This is a genomic window from Clostridium sartagoforme (assembly GCF_039521405.1).
Classification (GTDB): Bacteria; Bacillota; Clostridia; order Clostridiales; family Clostridiaceae; genus Clostridium; species Clostridium sartagoforme.
In genome coordinates this window covers 441,247-464,101 of the sequence record NZ_BAAACH010000011.1, presented here as the reverse complement: position 1 = coordinate 464,101, position 22,855 = coordinate 441,247, and the positions used below count along the sequence as shown (strand labels likewise).

The window sequence follows — 22,855 nt, the reverse complement described above, 5'->3', positions numbered from 1 at the left end:
ATTCTCCATTCTATTTTTCATAGAATTAATGTCCTAGTAACATTATTCTACCTTCTGTAATACCTGATTCGTTAAAAGCATCCACCCTTATATAGTATTTTTCTCCCTTTACCAAGGCACCTACACGCTTCTCAGTATCAAAAATCATGTAATTATGATACAATTTTTCAGGGGCATGTCCCCATAAAATGTTGTATCCTACTGCACCGTTATCTTTAATACTTACATCCATATCAATATCGCTAACTCTTACTGCAGTAAATTCAGGTATAGAAGGTTTTTCACCATCACCAATTCCAAATACACGTAAGCCTGAAATACATACTTTCTGATTATAAGGAATCTCTAGGATTATAAGCTTCAAAAAACGTAGTTTTATGCCGTCTTCCTTAACTATCAAATCATGTGGTAGATTTGTCTGAACTTGTGACTTATCTTCTACTTCGAAATAATCTTTTCCATCTAAAGAGCCCTCTAAAATCCAACGTGTTATTTGATCTCTCTCTTCAATATATCTTGCTTGGGTATTTCCTCGAATTTCTCCCGGAACTGGTATTTCTATTTTATCATCTGCAAAATTAATCTGAATTGCTCTAACATCATACTCTTTCCCCAAATCTATCTGCAGCCATTCTCCAGAATTTGTAGAAGCTGCTCTCCACCATGTCTGAACATTTTCATCTGCTGCTTTATTCGGTTCTTTTCCTTCTTCATAAGAGGAGGCTGTCATAGTTTTCTGATAACTTAACAAGTACCAATCTGGATTTCTCCATGGATTCATTTCTCCCTGTTCCACGCTCATAGGCCAATCCCCATATCTCTGATTACAAAATAATTCTCCATCTGAATCAAAACCAGCAGACCATATTCCTACTCTGCGCTCAAACTGGTGATTTACACTAATACGCATAGTAGCAGTATGCCAGAGATTTTCATAAATATCTCTCATTGTAGAACCATGTCCTGCTCCAGGTAAAAATCCTCCTGGCTTATAAGAATAAGGATTATTCCTTGCAAGAGTAAAAGATCCAAGTGGGCTATCGGATACATATACACCATCTGCGTAGACATTATATTGTGTTCCATTACAAGCATACTGCAGATAATACTTTCCCTTATATTTATCCATCCATGCACCTTCAATGTATGGAGCATTACTCAAAAATCCCTTTAGCATACACAACATTTCAGATGAAATATCCTCTTTTTTTATCCCTCTAATCTTAAGGAAGTCTTGAAAACGAACTTCCAACTCTTTCCCAGCAACTGGAAATATAGTATTATCTTCACCAATTCTCTCATAACCTTTAGTATAAACATCGCCAAAAATTAATTCTTTTTTTTCACCAATAGGTTTTAAACTTACTGGATCAAGTTCTACGCCCAACAATGGTGATATATTTGTACATCCCCAGTAAAAATAAAGTCTACCGTCGTCATCTAAAAACATATTAGGGTCCCAAAAATCAAAACTTCCTTTAATTTTCTCATAAGGTCCATTAATTATATCTTTAGTTCTATAAAAATCACATATTTCCGCTCTCTTAGAAGCACAGAAATATACATAATCTCCTATAACTCTCGCATCTGGTGCATAATCATATAGTGGTAAATCTTCAGGAAGTCTATGATTTTCCCAATTTGCCATATCTTCTGATACCCATACCCCTAATGTCATTGAAGCAAAAATATAATATTTACCTTTAAATAAAATCATTGATGGATCAGCAGCCTCTCTAGCTACTTCCAATGCACCATAACTCTGCATACTTTTATTAAACTGATATCGGTAATCTATATTAATAGGATTACAATAATATTGTTTCATTTATTTATCCCCTACTTTATTTATTAAATGATTTCTAAATCCACCCAATATTTTAAGACTTTCTTTTGGATAACGCTTTTGTGTACTCCTATCTACCCCTATTAATCCAAAAGTCATTGAATATCCCTTTTGCCACTCAAAATTATCTAATAATGACCAATACATATATCCTTTTACTGGAATTCCTTCATCTATACATTCATAAATTCCTTCTAATGCTTCCTTAATAAATTCAATCCTTCTATTATCATCATCTGTTGCTATTCCATTTTCAGTTACAATTATATCTCCATGGTAGTCTTTAGCTACTGCTCTTACTACATTTACAATTCCAAGTGGATAATCTTCATAGCCCATTTGAGTTTTTCTTTCATTATCACTTGCTACTATGGTTCCATTTTCATTAAATCTCTTTCTTGTATAACATTGAACACCTAAAAAATCATCATTTTTTATATAAGGAAGATAATGTAAAAATTCTTCATCCCATTCTTTTTCAGCAAGTTTTTCTCCTCCTAAATCAGGTTGCATATCATGTAAAGATAAAGTTAAACCTACTTTTAAATGCGGACATTCTTCTTTAATAGCATCTCTAGCTGCTTCGTGAGCTTTCATAACAAGAATATCTCCCTCTGGTGTACATTGAGAAACAAATGTATGAACCTTAGTTGGATCTTTAATTCCAAAAGCTTCTGCTGTTTCCATCATGTTTAACTTTATATTTTCAGGCATCATATTTATTCCAACTTGAACATTACTTTCATTATTTTTTCTTTCTAATTGTGAATTAGACCCCATCATACGTTTCATCATATCTTTTATTAATGCCGCTAATTGTAAACGCATATTTGCTTCATTTATTGTACAAACATATTCTATTTCATTTCCTATTTCTTTAACTAATCTTCTGCAATATGATGCAAACTTCTCTACTACATCAGGATTTTCCCATCCTCCTTGTGAAATCAACCATTTTGGAGATGTAAAATGATGCATAGTTACAATAGGTGTAATTCCATTTCTTTTGCAGCAAGCTATAACATCCTTATAATGATTTACTTCCTCTTCAATCCAACTATCAGCTTCTGGCTGTATTCTAGCCCATTCTATAGAAAAACGGTATGTATTCAACCCTGCTTCCGCCATATATTTTATATCTTCTTCATAACGATTATAATGATCTACAGCATCTAATGATGGTTCATTAAAATTTGAATGTTTAATATTTTCTTGCACCCAATAATCACTATATATATTATTTCCTTCTACTTGATGAGCTGCAGTTGCTGCCCCTATCATAAATTTACTTTTAAAATTTTTCATATAAATTCTCCTCCTATTAAACTCTTAATCTAAAACTTTACAATTTTTCTTATTTATTCAGTGTAACTGTTTTACGTAACTTTAATTCTTTTTCCATACTTGGAATTTGTTTTTCTAAGTTAGAAAATTTTGATGCAAAGAACACAATGCCTATCATGCATACCATTGGAATTAAAGAAAATATTCCTCGTACCATCAATAAAGCACTATCTGGCTGAACAACATTTTCTGCACTTATATAACCGGATATACCCAACAAAACACCCATTAATCCTGTTCCAATTCCATTAAAAATTGATGCAACAAAAGCAATACTAACATTTGTACTACCTTCCATACGTGGTAACTCTTGATACTCGTTATATGTCGCTAGATTCATAATAATAACATTTCCTAGATAAGATAACGGCAACATAGCTAAGCTTGATAGAATACTTCCGATAATTAGTATCGTAATATTGGCTTTTGCAAAAAAATTAATTAAATATCCTATAGCAGATATAGCTGCACTAAATGCAATTAATTGTGAAACTGTCATCCTTTTCATTAGTTTAGGAAAAATAAACATAACTGGTAGCATAACCATAGAAAGCATCCCTAAAATTCCTTGGAGAGATATATTACCAACAATATATTTAAAATATTGTACAGTGATATTCATACCTTGAATAATATTAAATAATCCAATAATAATAGCATATACCCAAATATATTTATTCTTTTTAAACATTGTAACAATTTCTTTTACACGAACTTTTTCACCTGATTTACCTGCATCAATGGAAGTATCCTCTTTAACAAAAATCATTCTAAAAATGCCGATAACACATAATGGAACTGCATAAATTAGAATTAAACTTTTCCAACCAGAACTTGACACTGCTAATTTTGCCATAGCAATTGGGAAACTAACTGAAACTATCATTGCCCCAAGCATTGTAACAATTCCACCATATGAAGATACTTTTATCACTTGAGATCGTGATGTAAATGCTCTAACCATATATGGAGTCTGAGCAGCTAACAATAATGCATTAAAAATAGAAAAAATGAAAAAGTACATTACAACAACCCACACTGCTTTAAACGTCATACTCCATTCAGGAGAAGCACTAAATAGTAGTACAGTACAAATCCAAACACCTATAATACAAATATCATATGGTCTAGCTTTTCCCCATTTAGTATTTGTGTTGTCCACAATATATCCTGCAAATAAATTTGTGATGGCGTTTACAATCTTACTTACCATCAATAATCCCCCAACAAAAGCTGGAGATAAGTTCAATGTATCTGTACAAAATAATAGCAAATATCCTGTAATAATAACCTGTACAGCCGAAACAGAAATATCTTTTCCTTTCCAAGCAAAAAATTTTCCCATTGAGAGTTTATCCTCACCAAGCTCCTTTAAATTATCAGTTTCATGTTTTTTTGAGAACTTTCTCATCTCAATCTCCTCCTAAATTCATTTGATCAACATTAGAATATCAATATTTGAAATCGAATACTTGCAAAATTCAAAAGAAAATTATAAAATTCAAAGTATAAATTTCAAGGAGGTATAAAATATGACTCTCGAACTTTTGATTCATTTTTGCAAACTTCTGTCACATACATCTCATATTTCTTACACGCTCTATAATAATGGTAAAAAAATTTATATTTCTGACTATTCATTTAACGTGGTTGATTTTTCTTCTAATATTTTATCTATTTTTCAAAATTCAAAAGATTTAATAAATTATTTTATTATAGAAAAGACATTAATTTTCGGTTATATAAAATCAATTGATGGTAAAAGTATTCTATTTATCGGACCAGGAAGAATTGGCATGTTTACAGATAAACATTTTGAAAAAGTGATTCAAATGTATGGTATTTTCATGCAACAAACTGAAAATGAGAACCTAAGTAATCATCTACAACAACTCAATGTGATGTCTATTGAAACTTTTTTAAACTATCTTTGTATCTGTCATTGCTCTCTTAATCAACAAATAATAACAGTACAAGAGCTAATAGCTAAAGAAACAGAACAAAATATATTATTAAATTCCAAACTGCAGTTGACAAAAATAAAACAAGAAAAACTGTATTCTACTTCATCACAACCTTCTTCTCAGATTCACTATGAAGAGCAAATTTCATTTTGTATTCAACATGGACTAATTGATAATTTAACAAACGTTCTGAATAGTACTAATCATGAAGAAATTGGTAACTTAGGCCCTAGTGCTTTACGCCATGCAAAAAATGCAACTATTATTTTAAACTCACTTTCTCTTAGATCTGCTATTGCTGGAGGAGTATCATATGATACGTGTTATAATTTAGGTGGTTACTATATTCAAAAAATTGAAGACTGCAATGATATAGAGCAACTAGAAATGCTATCCTCCATAATGCTTATTGATTATTGTGGTAGAGTGAAGAATGAAAATTCCTTAAAAACAACAGATAAAACCATAAATCGTTGCATTGATTACATTGAGCATAATTATCAACAAAAACTTACCGTTCCTCTACTTGCAAAAGAGTTAGGTATAACATCCGAATATCTTTCTTCAAAGTTTAAAAAAGTTACTGGTATAAATCTACCCATATATATAAATCAAGTAAAGGTTAGAGAAGCTCGAAACTTACTAGCAATGTCAAATATGTCTATCATAGATATTTCTGAATATTTAGGATTTACAAACCAAAGCTATTTCCAAACTATTTTTAAAAATATTTCTGGCATTACCCCTTTACGTTATAGAAAAGAAAATCACCTATAAAATCCTGCAATAGCAATATTTTTTTCTATCTAATACCTCATTTTGCTTTACAATTGGTTTTCTTAATCTCAAACTCTAAAAGTTTGAGATTAATAATTACCCTTCTAAAGTATTAAAAAATCACTAAACATTCATGTTTTAACTAAGATTTTACTAGCAGTAGACCTCTATACTATGTAAACGTTTTGATATCAGTAAATAGAATGTGTTAACTGTTCTTGTGCCCAATAAGCACTGTATTTATTATTTCCTTCTATCTGATGGGCAGCTGTTGCTGCCCATATCATAAAATTACTTTCAAACTATTTCATGTAAATTTTTCCTTCTTCCAATTACATTTTTAATTATCTATATCTAATTCTATCTATACATTAATTTCTGTATCTAATTCTCTAATTTCTTCCCATTTCGAAATCTTTCTCTCCAACGGCGCAAATGCCTTTGATGCAAATAAAATAATCAATAAAAATGCTGCTGGAAGTAACGCATAAAGTACACGAATCATCACTATTGCACTATCTGGCTGTGCTGATATATTATCTCCTGATACATAGCCAGCAAACCCTAAAAGAATGCCCGTTAATGCAGAACCAATGGCAGAACCAAATTTTGTGGCGAAATTAGATAAAATACCTGTAGAACCATCCATCCTTGGCATACCCTTCATTTCATTATAAGTACAACATTTCATTGTAAACAGCACACCATAATATGCCAGTGGAAGTGTTGCAAATGCCCCGATAGCCCCACCAATTAAAACTCCAGGCAAGTAGGAACCAGAGAAGAATACAATTATATATCCTACAATACCAATTACACAAAAAGATGCTATCATATCTCCCATAGTTCCAATTTTACGCATAATTACAGGAAATGCAAACATCAACGGTAGCAAAACAATTGAAAACATGGATGTTACGGAAATTAAAGAAGTATTTCCTATAATCCATTTGAAATAGTAAGTTGCCATACCAAGGGATGTTGTCACATTATAGCAAAGCATAATACATGCATATAGCCAGATATATTTGTTTATCTTTAACATTTCAATGACTTCTTTTATTGAAATCTTTTTATGTTGTTCTCCTGCATCTACAGCTGGATCTTCTTTTAAGAAAATAAAACGCATTACTCCTATGATCGTTAAGGGAATTATAAAAATAGCCACAGTTTTAGTCCATCCTTCTGCACTAGTTGCCAGTTTACTCATGAGAATCGGAAATGCTACACTAATTCCAACAGAAGCTGACATAGTAATAATTCCTCCGTAAGAAGCAACCTTTGCAATAACCTTCTGGTTATTACTGAAAGCACGAATTGTATATGGTATATTGGCAGCCGATCTTAATGTTGTAAATACAGAAAATACTAGTGTGTACATAAAGAAAATCCATGCACACTTTATAAATTCACTCCATTCAGGACTTGCTGAAAAAAGTCCAAGTGTGCAAATCGTAACTCCTATAATACAAAGTTCATATGGTCTTCCCTTGCCCAATTTTGTATGGGTATTATCTACCAGCCATCCAGCAAAAATATCTGTAAAAGCATCAAATACTTTACTTACCATAAGAAGTGAACCTAGTACTGCCGGCTTAATTCCTAATGTATCTGTACAATATAAAGTCAGATAACTAAGTACAATCGCAGATATTCCTGCTGCTGTAACATCTGAGCTTTTATATACTAGCAATTTTCCAAATCCCAATTTATCTTGATCTTCTGTTTTCTTCTTTTTGTTAAACATAATAAAACCTCCTAAAAATTTAGAACACTCTATATAAACTTTTCAAAGCCATGTCCTCTTTACATACCGAATATTTCCTTATTCCTCCATTGGATTACATTTTTAGCTCCTGCTGATAGTCCCCCATCTACCGGAATCACTGCTCCATTAATATATCGAGCCATATCAGATGCAAGGAATAGTGCTAGGTATGCACATTCCTCAGCCTTCCCCATCCTTCCGCTTGGACAATCATTTATAAAATACTGCTTTGCCTGTTCTGGTGCTCCGTCAAAAATAGATGTATCAGTATACCCCGGACAAATTGCATTTACTGTTACATTATATGGTGCATAATCAAGAGCTGCAGATTGGGTAAGTCCTACAACCCCAAACTTTGTAGCCGTATATAATGCTTGTCCACGTTGGGGCATAATTCCCGCAATGGATGCAACATTAATAATAAATCCATTTTCTACCTTACTTTTAAAGATTGCTTCTGCAGCATATTTTACACCTGCAAATACACCCTTTAAATTTAGGTCAATTATTTTGTCAGACTCTTCTAAAGAATACTCATGCAACGGACTTCCACCCATTCCTATTCCAGCATCATTTACAATACCATCTAAACGTCCATAATTCTCCACAGCAAAATATACTAATTTTTTGATATCTTCCGGTTTACTACAATCAGTACGGAAAAATATAGCTTCACCTCCTGAATTTCTTATAGAATCGGTTACTTCCTTTCCACGTATTGGATCTCTATTTGCACAAATTACCTTCATACCATGTTCGGCATAGCATCTTGCAATTGCTTCACCAATACCTTTACTTGCTCCTGTTACAATTGCTACTTTTCCATTCACACTACTAAAATCTAACATTTCACTACCTCCTCAATAATTTTTATCTAATATCAATTACTTCTTAAATTGCTACAATTTTTTAGACATCAAAATCCTCTATATTTTTTATTTTAATATTACTTTAAAATATCATATTTCCTATGTATTTAATAATATATTAAAACGTTTTCTAATTCTCGTAATATATTGTGTTCATTCGTAAAAAGTATATAATAAATATAGAACATATTAACTGATTTATTTTTGTAAAGGAGAAAACTACTAAAATGATAAATGGAATTGAACAACTTTGTAAATTCGCTTTTAACTTTTTAAATATGGATACAATTTTTATAGATGAAATGTCAAATATAAAAATTGACTACGGTTTTACTAGAGTTCCAGACCCATTAAAACCTTATTTCTCTGGTTTAACTGATAAGCTACAACTCAATAATTTTACTTCCGAATATATTGTGCTATTTCATTCTAATTCCTATCGATTAAACTTTATTTCTGCAAAGGTATATTCTGATAATGATTATTTAGGAAGTATTATTGTAGGTCCATACCTTCTTGAGGAGCCTACAACTTTAATGATTGAATCTGTAATCTCAAACAACAAAATGGCAAGCTCCCTCAAAAGTATAGTTAAGCAGTACTATTTGACTCTTCCAATCCTTGGCGCCTACAAAGCCAACACTACAGGAGAATTCCTCGCCTATATGGTATCAACCTTTAATCCTCAGAACTTTGAAAATTTTAAAATTGGAAATCTGACCTATGACTTTAAAACTGAGTATTCAATTTCTGCTGAAACAATAAAAGAAAACACAGAGAATGCCATAGAAGATTTAGAAAAAAGATATAGTGTTGAAAATTCGTGGATGCATGCAGTTGAACTAGGCAATATAGAATTATATGAAAATATTATGAGAAAAAATAATTCTTTAATGACTAGTATTGCTGACCGTATTCCTAATGATCCTTTACGGTCTACTAAAAATTATGTTATAGTACTGAATACATTATTTAGAAAAGCTGCTGAAAAGGGAGGACTTCACCCAATATACCTTGACAGTATTTCTTCTAAATATGCAGTTCAAATTGAACAGTGTACTTATTTACACCAAATAGCAAATTTAATAAATTCAATGCAAGTGGAATATTGTGACTCTGTAAAAAAATTTTCGTTAAAAAATTATAGTTCTACGATTAGGAAAGCCATAGAATTTATAAGAATAAACCTCAACCATTATCTCAGCTTAAATTCCATATCTGAAGCCTTATACGTTAGTTCTTATGAATTATCTAGGCAATTTAAGAAAGAAACTGGTGAAACTATTACAGAATATATAAATAAAAGAAGAATTAACGAGGCTGTATTCATTCTTGAAAATAAAAGTATATCCATTACTGACATTTCTTATATGGTAGGCTTTAACGATGTAAATTATTTTACTAAAGTGTTTAAGAAAATTAAGGGTATGACTCCTTCAGAATATAGAAAAAATAAAATCTAGATACATGTATCTATCTAAAATTATAGAAAAAAGCTGTATTGATTTTACAGCTTTTCTATAAATTTAACTCTTTTTTATTTTAGTCAATTCTTTATTAAACATATACATTAAATTATCTGTGTAAAACTCTTTTGCCATTGATGATACTGCATCTACTGTCATTCCTAAAGTCATTGCAAACATTGGATTTTCATCAATATTTCCAAAAAATTTATGAAATATAGCTTTTGTTTCTTCATTTTTCAAAATCTCCTCAAAGGTGCATCGTGTTGAATAAACATCATCAGTTATTTCTAGCTCTTCTACTACTACATCACTGAAATCAGGTACTTGGAACCAATTCTCTACTGCCTCTCCTTTGTCTTCTATAGGTGCTTCATAGCTTTGGTTAGGCACTATTACCTTATTAAATCTTGCAACATCTTTAAATATCTCTCCATCTTCGTGACTCAACGCCTTAACTGTATTTATTCCCTCCTGAAGTTTAACCTCTTCAAAAACAAAGATTCTATCCTTACTTACTTTTGTTTCTAATTCAATCTCATTTACATAAAGAGTCACCTCATTGCAATTGGAATAGACTTTTATGTTTATCTTATCTTCAGCTCTGTCTATGAATCTTTTGCTAGTTATATGAACAATTTTTTTATCGCTCCATTGAGCTTTATACATATAGAAGGCATCCTTTTTAATCTTTCTATCATAGGTTACTAACCCTTTGTTATTTCTTCCCTTTACTCCGCCTTCATCTCGTATATTTGCACCAAAATCAAACATATTCCACACATAAGTAGCCCACAAAAAAGGTCTCTCTTTAAAAATTTTCCAAACTTTTTCATGGTATAGTGCATGATACTCTTCAGTGTAATCCTTTATTTGAGGCGTATTACTATGATATTCTACAATGCCCTCTGCACCATATTCTGATATACATAAACCTACCCCTGAATTAGTTTTGTGGAAACTATCTATCCATTCAGAAAAATCTTCAGCTTTGCCAGTGTACCAACCGTAATATCTATTGCTCCCTACTACGTCAGTTATATAATTGTATTCATCCGTATCTCCAACAAACATAACATTTGCCATGGTAGAAAGTCTTGTTGTATCCTCCTTTTTAGTTAATTCGTTAAGTTCCTTAACAAGTTTTCTTACTTCAGGTCTCTCTCCTCCAATTTGTATTTCATTTTGAATTCCCCAAAAAATTATTGAAGGATGATTATAGTTCTGTCTAATCAATTCAATCATCTGCTGTTTTGCATTAATACCATCCAGGTCTGATTGTGACATAATAGAAATAAATGGTATTTCAGCCCATACTACCATTCCTTCTCTATCACATAAATCATAAAAATTTTGGTTATGCTGATAGTGAGCAAGCCTTATAGAAGTTGCCCCAATCTCCTTAATTAACTCCATATCCTCAAGCTCTTCTTTTGCAGTGATTCCCCATCCCATATCTTTTCTGTCCTGATGCCTTGAAACTCCCTTTAATGAGAAATGCTCATCATTCAAGAAGAAACCTCTTTGTGCATCAACTTTAAAATATCTAGCACCAAATGGTATTGAAACCTCATCTATAGTGTCATTATAGCTCTGCAATGAAACTTTTGCTTTATACATATATGGATTCTTAATTCCATTCCAAAGTATTGGTTTTTCTATTACAGCTGGCATTTCTAACTCTATGATTTCTCCAGCAGGTATTACAACTTCTTCTGCTGCATAGGTTACACAATTGTTCCCTGCATCAAATATATCTGCCCAAACTCTTACTTTCTTATCTTCAGTATTTTCATTAACTACTCGAGTTTTAACTTTTAAAGAAGCTCTCTCCTTGCTTATTTCTTCCTGAACAATATATATTCCTTTTGAACCATAATCCATTAGGTCAAAGTGAATATTATTAGCAATAATAATATTTACATCTCTATAAATTCCTCCATAGAAAGTAAAGTCGGCCTTTTGGGGATATACATCATCTACAACAGTATTATTAACTTTTACAGATAGTAAGTTTCTGCCGCCATACTCTATAACCTCAGTAATATCAAACCTAAAAATTGAATAACCACCTTTATGCTGCCCAATATACTTACTATTTACGTATACATCAGTAATACTGTTACTACCATTAAATTCAATAAATACTTTCCTCCCCTTATCAAAACTATCTACAACGAATTCCTTCCTATACCAGCAAACTCCCTTATAAAAATCTGCTCCATTTGCACCATCAATAGCATTCCAAGTATGAGGTATATTTATAATCTCCCAACTTTCATCATTAAAAGACTTATCCATTACACCTTCTTCATTTTGTTGAATAAATTTCCATTCACTATTAATATTTATAGTTTTTGCCACTGTACCTACCTCCTGACTTAAATAGATATAAGTATAGAATATTACTTTTTGAGTGTATAATCCCGCAATATCTTGTACTCACTCGTACTATTTTGTAATTAATAGTGTACTTCTATCAGACCCATCATAAATAGGTACATAGTTATGCATTATTTAATTAATATTATTATCTATCTATACCTTTCTTTTCCCCCATGAACTCCATAAGCTGATCATAATATGGATAGCCTTCTGTATCACCTTTTACAAGTGTTGCCATGGCACCAACTGCATTACCGAATATACCGCATTCTCTTATACTTAATTCTCTTAATACTCCTGATAGAAACCCTGCTGCAAAGCCATCTCCAGCACCAACAGTATCTTCTGGGTTTACTGAAAATCCTTGTACATATTCTTTATTGTCCTTAGTTGCTATATAGCATCCTTTTTCTCCAAGCTTAACTACTACTGTTTTACAACCCATTTCTAAAAACTTTTCTGCAATATCTTTTTCATTATCTATGTTTAACATCATCTCTCCCTCTTCTATACCAGGGAATATGATGTCTGCCATTTCTGCAATTTCTAGAAGTACTGGTCTTGCTTCTTCTAAAGTCCATAACTTTAATCTTATATTAGGATCAAATGAAATAGTTATTCCATTCTCTTTTGCAATCTCCAATATTTTAAATACAGTTTCTCTGCAGCTTTTAGATAATGCGGGTGTTATTCCTGTAATATGAATGATTTTAGTTCCTTTTATATATTCTATATCTAAATCCTCTATAGATAATCTACTTGCAGCAGAATTAGCTCTATAATAATAAACATTTGGATTGCTGCTATTAAATCTCTCTTTAAAAAGTATTCCTGTGTTAGCTTCTTTATCAAATTTTAATCTAGATACATCTACACCTTCTCCTCGAACTTTGTTTTGAATATATCTTCCGAATTCATCATTACCAACTTTTGAAAACCAGCCTGATTTATGTCCTAATCTTGCAAGAGCTATAGCAACATTAGAATCTGCTCCTCCTATAGATTTATTAAAGTTATCTACAAACCTTAGCGGTCCATTAGATTGAGGATTAAAAAGTACCATAGTTTCCCCAAAGGTTAATACGTCCTTCATCTTTATACACCTGCCTAAATATTATTCCTAGCTTCTCTTACTTTTTCAACAAATGCTACTGCTACCTTTGTAATCTCTTCATAATTTCCTGTTTTTGCTCCTTTAGTAAGATCGCTTCCTGTACCTACCGCTATAGCTCCAGCTTTTATCCATTTATCTACATTATCTAAATTTACTCCTCCTGTAGGCATAAAATCTGCTTGTGGTATAGGTGCCTTGAAGGAACTTATAATTGATGGACCATAAGCATTTCCCGGGAATACTTTTAATATTTCTACACCATACTCTAAAGCTTGTACAATTTCAGTTACTGTCATTACTCCCGGTATAACAGCTACCCCATATCTATTACACATTTTTATTGTGTCTATACTTAAACATGGACTAACAACAAACTCTGCTCCAGCTAATATGCATGCTCTTGCTGTTTCAGGATCAAGTACAGTTCCTGCTCCTATAAGTACATCTTCACCTCTATATGTTTCAGATAATTCATTAATTATGTCTATTGCACCTGGTACAGTCATAGTAATTTCAATTGACTTAATACCGCCCCTTTTAACTGCTTCAATTATTTTAATTGCTTCCTCTTTTGATTCAGCTCTTATAACTGCAACTACCCCTATATCAACTATGTTTTTTATAATTTCTGAACGTTTCATTAGATTTTTATCCTCCCTTATAAATTAGTAATGCTCTAATATAAATAATTTATAACTTTTAAACAATTCTTACTTTCACTTTTTTGCTCTATTGTATAAAATTATTGCATGAAATATAAAATTCTTATATTATGAAGAGTGTATTAAGTTAAGGAGGTTATCCTATGGATGTTAGAATTGATAATATAGATGAACGTACTTATAATATATGCTCTTTAATTCATAACCTAGTTAATATAGACGTGGAGTTTTTTGATAGCTCTCATAGTTCTTCCCTGCAATTATTTGAATTTCAGAAACCTCTTATAATAGAAGAACTAAGATTTGCAAGCATATTAGATATGGAAGGTATTCTTAAGAATAAAAATTATAATGATTTATTATATTACACTGACAATTTCAATTTAAATTACTTGTGTATGGGAATTTTTAATGAGCAAAAGTACTGTGGTACAGTAATCCTAGGTCCTTTTCTATCTGATATTCCAGATGATTTACTTATATCTAATGTTATCCAAATTAATAGCCTACCTCTTGTACATAGACAAAAGCTTAAAGAATATTATAAATCTCTTACCATACTAGATAGCAAAACCTATAAAAATATTGCATTTCTTATGGTAAACCTATCATCCAATCCTATTATTAATACAAATATATTCTTTGTACAAAATAATAATTCTATTGTTAATATAAAAGGCTCTAATGAATCAGACGATAGAAAGTTTTATTCTGATATAGAATTTAGATATAAGCTTGAAAAAGAAATTCAGAATTCAGTAGCAAAAGGAGATAGCAGTGAAGCTATTAATCTTATGAATAGCTTTGAGTTTAATCCAACTCATAGAGTTCCCAATAACCCTTTAAGGGCATGGAAAAACTATGGCTTTGTTATTAATACTCTACTTAGGATAGGTGCAGATAGAGGCGGAGTTTCTCCTATTTATATACATAATATTTCTGATAAGTTTGCAATATTAATTGAAAAAGTAACAAGCAAAGCAGAATTAGATAGCTTGCTAAAAAAAATGACTTTAGAGTATTGTGATTTAGTAAAAAATTTTTCAACTTCCTCCTATACTCCTATGATAGGAAAGTGTATTGATTATATAAAAATAAATTTTTATAATAAGATTTCCTTAAAGCTTATCTCTAAAGAAATGGGAGTAACTCCTTCCCACCTTTCAAGGCAGTTTAAGAAGGAAACTAAACTTACTATAACTGAGTTTATAAATAAAATAAAAGTAGAGGAAGCAAAATTTTTAATAAAGCAAAATGAGCTTTCTATTACAGATATTGCATTAAAAGTAGGTTTTGAAAATCATAATTATTTTTGTTCAGTGTTCAAAAAACTAACTTCCTATACTCCAAAAGAATACCTATCAAAAGCAAATATTTAAACTATTAAAGGCTTAAAACTGATTTTAAATACCAGTTTTAAACCTTTCTCTACTTATAAATATTTTCATAAAATTCCTTTGGTGTTACTCCATACTCATTTTTAAAAGCTCTAAAAAAGTTAGAGTAGTCTCCAAATCCACATTTTTTATATACTTCTTTTATAGATATATTACTAAGTATTAATTCCTTTGCTAATATAAGTTTCTTTTGAATTATATACTTATGAATAGTTGTACCTGTATATCTTTTAAATTCTCTTGAAAGGTGAAACTTACTAAGATAACAATATTCAGCAAGTTCATTAATTGTGATGTCTTCTTCAATATTATTATTTATGTACTCTATTATACTGTCTATTAAATTATTCTTTTTTATATCTACATCTAGTACACTATTTTTAGTAGACATAATAGTATTTATATATACCATAAGCTCAGTAATATAGGCTGAATAAAGCAATTCATATCCAAAGACTTTTGTATTTTGAATACTTAATATTTTATTTAGTATTAATCTTATATTTTTCTGGGTTTCAAAATCCATTCTTAAAACATTTTTCTTCTCCTCACTTTCAAAACAAAGGGTTAAATCTGTTTCATCATTTGATATGTTTCTTAAAAAAGACCTGTTTAACCATAATACAATTCTCTCATATATTACATCATTGTTATTTATAATAGCTTTATGAAGTTCTTTAGAATTAATAAGTACTATGTCTCCTGGTACTAAGTTATATATTCTCCCCTCTATATAGTAAGTTACATCACCAGAAATAAAAAGATAGCATTCATAAAAATCATGGTGATGAAGGCTTACCCCCGTCATTTCAGTATTTTTATAATGAAATATTTCGTAATCAGTAGAAAGCATATGTTGCCTGTTTGAATACTGTTGAATTTTATTTCTCATTTAAAGCTTCCTCCTTTATTTTAATAAATAATTTCTAATTTATTAAAGCAATTTTTGCAAGTTATACAGCAATAATAACATACTTTTTAATTTTTGTTATTGCTATAATTTATTTATATAAAATTTATTTTTAAACATAATTGAGGTGATATATTGTTAGATAATGATTTTATACTAAATGGAAAAACAGCTCAAACCCTTTATCATAGCATTGCAAAAAATGCTCCAATTTATGACTATCATTGTCATTTATCGGCTAAAGAAATATATGAAAATGAAATATTTAATAATATTTCTAAGATTTTTCTCGGATTTGACCACTATAAGTGGAGAGCAATGAGATATGCAGGAGTACCTGAAAAATATATAACAGGTGATGCAGATGATCTTAGTAAATTCAAAATGTGGGCTAAAATCTGTGAAAGATTAATAGGGAGTCCTCTATATCACTGGACTAACCTAGAGCTTAAAAGCTTTTTTGGGGTAACTGAAATCTTAAAGGAAAGTAATTCAGAAGAAATTTATAATTACTGCAATAAAAAAATCAAAGATAAAACTCTATCTCCTATAAAATTTATAGAAAACTCAAATGTAAAGTTAATATGTACCACTGATGATCCAATTGATGATTTAGAATATCATAGACTATTAGCTGAAAAAGGTGATTTAAACTTTAAAGTACTTCCAACTTTTAGACCAGATAAGTCACTAAATTTATTAAATAAAGATTTTACGGATTATATTGAAAAGCTTTCAAAAGCATCTTCTATAGATATTAAAAACTACTCCGATTTCTTGAAAGCTTTAAAATTAAGGATATCTTACTTCCATAAAATTGGTTGTAAGCTTTCAGACCACTCTCTTGAAAGTTTAGAACACTTCTCAACAAATGAAACTGAAGTAAGTTTAATCTTTAATAAAAGATTAAATGATAATACCCTCTCTCAAAGTGAGGCAGAGAAATACAAGTTCTTTACTTTAAAACAGCTTGCTAAAGAATATAATGATAAAAATTGGGTAATGCAGCTTCATATAGGTGCTCTTAGAAATAATAATGAAGTAATGCATTGTAAGATAGGTGCTGATTCTGGTTTTGATATTACTAATGATTTTGAAATCGCATCACATCTCTCAAAATTACTTAATGATATTAATAATGAGTCATCCCTGCCAAAAACTATACTTTATACTCTAAATCCAAAAGACAATATAGTTCTATCAACTCTTCCTCAATGTTTTAGTGAGGATAGTATTCAAGGCAAAGTGCAGTTTGGTACAGCTTGGTGGTTAAATGACCATAAAAGAGGTATTAGTGATTATTTAACCTCCTTAGGAGAACAAGGAATGTTAGCTTATTCCATCGGAATGCTTACTGATTCAAGAAGTTTTCTATCTTATGCTAGACATGAATACTTTAGAAGAATTTTATGTAACTTTATAGGAAATATTGTAGATGCTGGTGAATTCGAAAAGAATGATGAACTTCTTAAAGAAATAGTTGAAGGCATATGTTTTAAAAACATAAAAAAATATTTAGAAATATAGGAGGAACTAAATATGAAATTATCATTTAGATGGTACGGAAATGATGATCCTGTAAAAATTGAATATATTAGACAAATTCCAAGTATGTACAGTATTGTAACTGCAATATATGACGTACCTGTAGGTGAAAAATGGAGCATGGATAGCATACTAACTCTTAAAGAAAGAATTGAAAATGCCGGTTTAAAGTTTGATGTAATTGAAAGTGTCCCTGTACACGAAGATATTAAGCTAGGTTTACCAACAAGAGATAGATATATTGAAAATTATAAAGAAAATATCAGAAACTTAGGTAAGGCTGGGGTTAAAGTAATATGCTACAACTTTATGCCTGTATTTGACTGGACAAGAACTCAATTAGACAAGATATTGGATGATGGTTCAACAGCTTTAGTTTATTATGTTGATCAAATTAAAAATATGGATCCCCTTACTGGAGAACTTTCTTTACCAGGCTGGGATTCAAGTTATACAAAAGAAGAGCTTAAAGAAATATTTGATAAATATGCAAAAGTAGATAAAGAAACTTTATGGAGCAATCTCGAATATTTCCTTAAAGAAATAATACCTGTTGCTGAGGAAGCTGATGTTAAGATGGCAATACATCCAGATGATCCACCATACGATATTTTTGGGCTTCCAAGAATAATTACAAACGAAGAAAACTTAGATAGATTCTTAAAACTAGTTGATAGTAAATATAACGGCTTAACTTTCTGTACTGGTTCTCTTGGATCTGGAAGCTTCAATAATATAGTAAAAATGATTGATAAATATGCTTCCCAAGAACGTATACACTTTATGCATGTTAGAAATGTAAAGCTTCTAGAAGATGGCAGTTTTGAAGAAAGTGCACATTATTCACCTTGTGGCTCTTTAGACATTGTTGAAATAATGAAAATTCTTCATAAACACAATTATGATGGATACATTCGCCCTGATCATGGAAGAATGATTTGGGGAGAAACAGGAAGAGCTGGTTATGGATTATATGACCGAGCCTTAGGGGCAATATATTTAACTGGAATATGGGAAACACTATCAAAAACAAAAAAAGGAGAAAAATAAAATGAAACTTCCATTTAATATAGATTTAACTGATAAAGTAGTTGTTATAACTGGAGGCGCTGGAGTTATTGGAGGTTACTGGGTGGATGCTCTTGCAGAATGTGGTGCAAAAGTAGCAATCCTTGATTTAAAACTTGAAAATGCTGAAAGAAAAGCCGCAGAAGTTATAGCTAACGGGAAGATAGCTTTAGGAATTGAGGCAAATGTACTTAATAAAAAAAGCCTTAAAAAAGCTCATGAAATTATATTAGAAAAATTAGGCTCCTGCGACATACTTATAAATGGTGCTGGTGGAAACAATCCAAAAGGAACAACAACAAAGGAATATTTATTTCCTGAAGATTTAGCTGAAGATAACAAGGATTTAATTACTTTCTTTGATTTAGATGAGCAGGGAGTAAGATTTGTATTTGACCTTAACTTCCTTGGGACTTTATTGCCATCACAGGAATTCGCAAAAGATATGATAGGTAAAGAAGGCTGTAGTATAATAAACGTTTCTTCTATGAACGCATTTACTCCACTTACAAAGATACCTGCATATTCAGGTGCAAAGGCAGCTATATCAAACTTTACTCAATGGCTTGCAGTACATTTTGCAAAGGTAGGGATAAGAGTAAATGCTATAGCTCCTGGATTCCTTGTAACAGCTCAAAATGCTACTCTTTTAAAGAATCCCGATGGAAGTCTTACTGAGCGTTCACACAAAATATTAAATAGTACTCCAATGGGAAGATTCGGAGAACCTGAAGAGCTTATAGGAGCATTATTATTCCTAGTAAACGAATCTGCTTCTAGCTTTATAAATGGTGTAGTTCTTCCAATTGATGGTGGATTCTCAGCATATTCTGGAGTTTAGTAAAATTTATATTAATAAAAAGAAATAGAGTAGTAACCGTAAAATATCCTTGACATTGATTCTATTTTATTTCTCATTATACGTTAATTATAAATTATTTTAAATAATTTTTAAAATCTCTTATGTGTAATTTCCAATTTTCTGAACCTCTGGGATCCAAAAATTAGATGCCAGAGATTCAGAATTATCTACAAATAAAATAATATATAAAACCTAATCTTTAATTTTTATAAATATTTTTCTAAATCTTCAATACTTTCTAAATCAAAAATATCCATACCTATTACTTCTAATGTTTCTTCTGGTAATTTCTTTATTTTATCTTTATATTTTATTGGTAATTTATTAAATTTTTTCATTAATTGCTTTATTAAAAGTTCTGCTTTACCCTCTTCTCTTCCTTCTTCTCTTCCTTTTTTGATTCCCTCTTCTATTAGGCTTCTTCCTAACTCTGTCATTTTAATCTCCTCCCTAATCTCTATTTTTCTTAGCCTATTTTATTAATAGACTAAGAATATAAAAATAGATATTGCATAGATAGAGAATCAAGGATATATGTAATACCATATTTCCCATAAATACTAAGATAATCATTTGAAATACTATGTTTACTTATATAAAAGACATGTTCATAAGTATCTCTTATTTTTTCATCCTTATTTGCTGTTATTAAAAATTTATGTCCCTTTAAACTTTTAACAAACTCTAATGATAATTCTGCAAATTTTCCAGATGCTGATACATTAATTATTATATCTTCTTCCTTAAGAGATTTTAAAATATCACTTTTAGTAAAGGATGTTGAAACAACATGGACAATTTTAGATGCAAACATTAACTCTTGTTGAAATCTCATTATATCTCCACTAGTATTATTTGCACATAAAAATACTACATTAACATCTTTATGAATCAATTCACATAAATAGTTTATTTTTTCAGAATCTAATTGTTCATCTATATCTATAATCATATCCTTAATAAGATTTTTTATATGGTTTTTATAGCTCATATATCCTTTAATGTCTCTATATCTTAAGTTACTGGGAAATACTAATTTAGTTACAGAGTTTTTTAGCTCACTAAAATTATCATACCCTAGTCTAAGGCAAAATCTTCTAACTGCAGACCTAGATGTAAAGCATTCCTCTGTAATTTCTAAAATACTTATATTAGAAATTCTATATAAGTTTCTTAAAATATAATTTGCTAATACGTAATCAATGTTATCTAACTTTTCTGAATTTATTATTGATGATAAAGAATTTAACAGCCCTAAATTATTAATTTCCATATTATCCACCCCTATATGAATCTTTTAATAGTGTAAATATTTTATAATATGTTTTTATTAATTTTATCATAACTTAAAGCTGGAAACTAGATATTAACTAGCTTCCAGCTTTTAAAAGTTTTATTGGGTTGTGGAATTAATTAAAATCTTATCATCACTCTTAGACTTAATCTAATAGAGCGCTTTGTAGAAAAAATCCGTTAACTTTTTTTATTCAACTTTAAATTTTGCTGTTAATGCCCTATTCTTATTCAATAAGAATGGGCGGCAGTAAGCAGTTGCACTACTTGTTGGAATAATTTCTTCTGAAATATTAATTCCTAGTTCTTCCTTGATGTAAGCTCTGCGTTTCTGGATTCTATTCCATATTTCTGGATATTCCTTTTTTATTGCTTCTCGTAATATCTCATCAGCCAACATGACTCCACTTTCACAACTAATTCCTCCATATCCTGATACGGATGGAATGATATCAATTTGGAACAACATCCCACTCTTTAATACTTCTATAGAGTCTGGATACACTGGGGAAGCAAGCCATTCTTCATCGGCACATAGGTGCCCTGGATTTAATGACCATCCATACTGTGCTTTAGGAAGCACTTCTTCAATCTTATCATATAATTCTTTTCCACTCATGCCAATGTGAATTGTTTCTAACCAAGTCTTCACAGCATTGAAATAAGGAACTGCAACTTTTTCCAAGTAGTCTTTTTCATCTTCTGGTAATTCATCTTCGCAGGATACTGCATATCCTCCCCTGCTTTGTAATCCCCCCTTAAATCCTGTGGTAATAGAGATACGATCTCCTTTTTTTATTACTTTATTGCTTGGATATATGTTGGCTTTTTCAAAACGTTCTCCTGTTGCCATAATTGTTACAACATTATGGGGTTGTCCAAATGCAGCTAATTTTTCTGCAACTTGCATTTCTGTTTTTCCTTCATCAAATTCTTCCATGGTTTCTAATATGCAGTTTCCTGCAAGTGCAGCTCCAAATTCATAGTGTGCAAATTCATTGGCATTGTTTGTGGTACGTACACCATTTTCTCCAATGAATAAGTTTGTAGCATTAGAAATTTTTGATCCCTTGCAGATACTCTTTATTGCTTCTACTACAAAGTAAGGAATATCATATAATTCAGCATTATTATCAAATTTACTGGTAAAGTTCTTCCATCCTACTAAGCCAATATTTTTTGCTTTATCTAACTTACACTGTGCTAAAATTTCAGCTACGCTTTTATCTGTTTTCATTGGCTGGTTTGGCAATGAAAAATGAGGCATATGAACAGCTGTCACTTCAATTCTTGATTTTGATGCTTTATTCAAATTTTCATTTCCTAGTACCATATAAGCTTTGCCACAAGAATGAATTACTAATAACCCTTCTTCAAAGCGAGGCACAAAGCCACATAAGTATTCAAAATTGCCTCCATGCTCTAAATCAGCATAAATAACAATTGCTTCATAGCCATTATTCTTCATCTTTGCTAAAAGTTTTTCTTTCCTTTCCTTCATTGCTTCATCACTTAATACTACGGGTACAAGATTTTGTTCTAATTCTGGTATCTTTATTTCTTTTAATTGTATCATTTTATATTA

General features: G+C 30.7%; 18 protein-coding genes. 6 read left to right on the top strand and 12 right to left on the bottom strand.

Going from position 1 to position 22,855, the window contains the following annotated elements; all coding sequences use genetic code 11:
• Nucleotides 1-25 precede the first annotated feature (25 nt).
• From ABDZ60_RS05580 to ABDZ60_RS05570, 3 genes are read right to left on the bottom strand one after another with little or no spacing between them, the layout of a single operon-like run.
• Nucleotides 26-1,828 (bottom strand): family 43 glycosylhydrolase, encoded by a 1,803-nt coding sequence (locus ABDZ60_RS05580; protein WP_343776765.1) that lies wholly within the window; start codon nt 1,826-1,828, stop codon nt 26-28.
• Complete coding sequence (locus ABDZ60_RS05575; RefSeq protein ID WP_343776763.1) at nt 1,829-3,151, bottom strand: glycoside hydrolase family 1 protein; 1,323 nt, start codon at nt 3,149-3,151, stop codon at nt 1,829-1,831.
• A 49-nt stretch (nt 3,152-3,200) separates the two neighbouring features.
• Nucleotides 3,201-4,601 carry an MFS transporter gene (locus tag ABDZ60_RS05570; protein ID WP_343776761.1) on the bottom strand — a complete coding sequence of 467 codons (1,401 nt, stop codon included), beginning with the start codon at nt 4,599-4,601 and terminating at the stop codon, nt 3,201-3,203.
• 121 nt (nt 4,602-4,722) lie between these two features.
• Between ABDZ60_RS05570 and ABDZ60_RS05565 the strand changes: the two genes are divergently transcribed.
• Nucleotides 4,723-5,931 carry a helix-turn-helix transcriptional regulator gene (locus tag ABDZ60_RS05565; protein WP_343776759.1) on the top strand — a complete coding sequence of 403 codons (1,209 nt, stop codon included), beginning with the start codon at nt 4,723-4,725 and terminating at the stop codon, nt 5,929-5,931.
• A 364-nt stretch (nt 5,932-6,295) separates the two neighbouring features.
• Here ABDZ60_RS05565 and ABDZ60_RS05560 read toward each other — a convergent pair whose 3' ends face one another.
• Nucleotides 6,296-7,678: an MFS transporter gene (locus ABDZ60_RS05560; RefSeq protein WP_343776757.1), complete on the bottom strand. Its 1,383-nt coding sequence runs from the start codon at nt 7,676-7,678 to the stop codon at nt 6,296-6,298.
• A gap of 59 nt (nt 7,679-7,737) precedes the next feature.
• Nucleotides 7,738-8,547, bottom strand: a complete 810-nt coding sequence (locus ABDZ60_RS05555; RefSeq protein WP_343776755.1) for an SDR family NAD(P)-dependent oxidoreductase — start codon at nt 8,545-8,547, stop codon at nt 7,738-7,740.
• Between the two features lie 248 nt (nt 8,548-8,795).
• Between ABDZ60_RS05555 and ABDZ60_RS05550 the strand changes: the two genes are divergently transcribed.
• A complete protein-coding gene (locus tag ABDZ60_RS05550; RefSeq protein WP_343776752.1) occupies nt 8,796-10,031 on the top strand; it encodes an AraC family transcriptional regulator in 1,236 nt (411 codons plus the stop codon).
• A 63-nt stretch (nt 10,032-10,094) separates the two neighbouring features.
• Here the strand turns inward: ABDZ60_RS05550 and ABDZ60_RS05545 are convergent, their stop codons facing one another.
• From ABDZ60_RS05545 to ABDZ60_RS05535, 3 genes are all read right to left on the bottom strand, one after another.
• Complete coding sequence (locus ABDZ60_RS05545; RefSeq protein WP_343776750.1) at nt 10,095-12,398, bottom strand: glycoside hydrolase family 2 protein; 2,304 nt, start codon at nt 12,396-12,398, stop codon at nt 10,095-10,097.
• A 166-nt stretch (nt 12,399-12,564) separates the two neighbouring features.
• The gene (locus tag ABDZ60_RS05540; RefSeq protein WP_343776748.1) at nt 12,565-13,512 is read right to left on the bottom strand and encodes a sugar kinase; all 948 of its coding nucleotides are present in this window, start codon (nt 13,510-13,512) and stop codon (nt 12,565-12,567) included.
• Between the two features lie 14 nt (nt 13,513-13,526).
• On the bottom strand, nt 13,527-14,174 hold the full coding sequence (locus ABDZ60_RS05535) for a bifunctional 4-hydroxy-2-oxoglutarate aldolase/2-dehydro-3-deoxy-phosphogluconate aldolase (RefSeq protein ID WP_343776746.1): 648 nt from the start codon (nt 14,172-14,174) through the stop codon (nt 13,527-13,529).
• Between the two features lie 164 nt (nt 14,175-14,338).
• Here ABDZ60_RS05535 and ABDZ60_RS05530 point away from each other — a divergent pair, with 164 nt between their 5' ends.
• Nucleotides 14,339-15,574: a helix-turn-helix domain-containing protein gene (locus ABDZ60_RS05530; RefSeq protein WP_343776744.1), complete on the top strand. Its 1,236-nt coding sequence runs from the start codon at nt 14,339-14,341 to the stop codon at nt 15,572-15,574.
• A gap of 49 nt (nt 15,575-15,623) precedes the next feature.
• On the opposite strand, the gene ABDZ60_RS05525 is transcribed toward ABDZ60_RS05530, so the two are convergent.
• Nucleotides 15,624-16,484: an AraC family transcriptional regulator gene (locus tag ABDZ60_RS05525; RefSeq protein ID WP_343776742.1), complete on the bottom strand. Its 861-nt coding sequence runs from the start codon at nt 16,482-16,484 to the stop codon at nt 15,624-15,626.
• A 153-nt stretch (nt 16,485-16,637) separates the two neighbouring features.
• Between ABDZ60_RS05525 and uxaC the strand changes: the two genes are divergently transcribed.
• The 3 genes from uxaC to ABDZ60_RS05510 are packed head-to-tail and all read left to right on the top strand — an operon-like array spanning nt 16,638 to nt 19,956.
• Entirely contained in the window at nt 16,638-18,029 is a 1,392-nt protein-coding gene (uxaC, locus tag ABDZ60_RS05520) for a glucuronate isomerase (RefSeq protein WP_343776740.1), read from the top strand.
• Between the two features lie 12 nt (nt 18,030-18,041).
• Nucleotides 18,042-19,097 (top strand): mannonate dehydratase, encoded by a 1,056-nt coding sequence (uxuA, locus tag ABDZ60_RS05515; protein ID WP_343776738.1) that lies wholly within the window; start codon nt 18,042-18,044, stop codon nt 19,095-19,097.
• 1 nt (nt 19,098) lies between these two features.
• Nucleotides 19,099-19,956: an SDR family oxidoreductase gene (locus ABDZ60_RS05510; RefSeq protein WP_343776736.1), complete on the top strand. Its 858-nt coding sequence runs from the start codon at nt 19,099-19,101 to the stop codon at nt 19,954-19,956.
• Nucleotides 19,957-20,183: 227 nt separating this feature from the next.
• On the opposite strand, the gene ABDZ60_RS05505 is transcribed toward ABDZ60_RS05510, so the two are convergent.
• From ABDZ60_RS05505 to ABDZ60_RS05495, 3 genes are all read right to left on the bottom strand, one after another.
• Nucleotides 20,184-20,414 carry a DUF4351 domain-containing protein gene (locus ABDZ60_RS05505; protein ID WP_343776734.1) on the bottom strand — a complete coding sequence of 77 codons (231 nt, stop codon included), beginning with the start codon at nt 20,412-20,414 and terminating at the stop codon, nt 20,184-20,186.
• Nucleotides 20,415-20,464: 50 nt separating this feature from the next.
• Complete coding sequence (locus ABDZ60_RS05500) at nt 20,465-21,250, bottom strand: MurR/RpiR family transcriptional regulator (RefSeq protein WP_343776730.1); 786 nt, start codon at nt 21,248-21,250, stop codon at nt 20,465-20,467.
• A 210-nt stretch (nt 21,251-21,460) separates the two neighbouring features.
• A complete protein-coding gene (locus ABDZ60_RS05495) occupies nt 21,461-22,846 on the bottom strand; it encodes a M24 family metallopeptidase (protein ID WP_343776727.1) in 1,386 nt (461 codons plus the stop codon).
• Nucleotides 22,847-22,855: the final 9 nt, after the last annotated feature.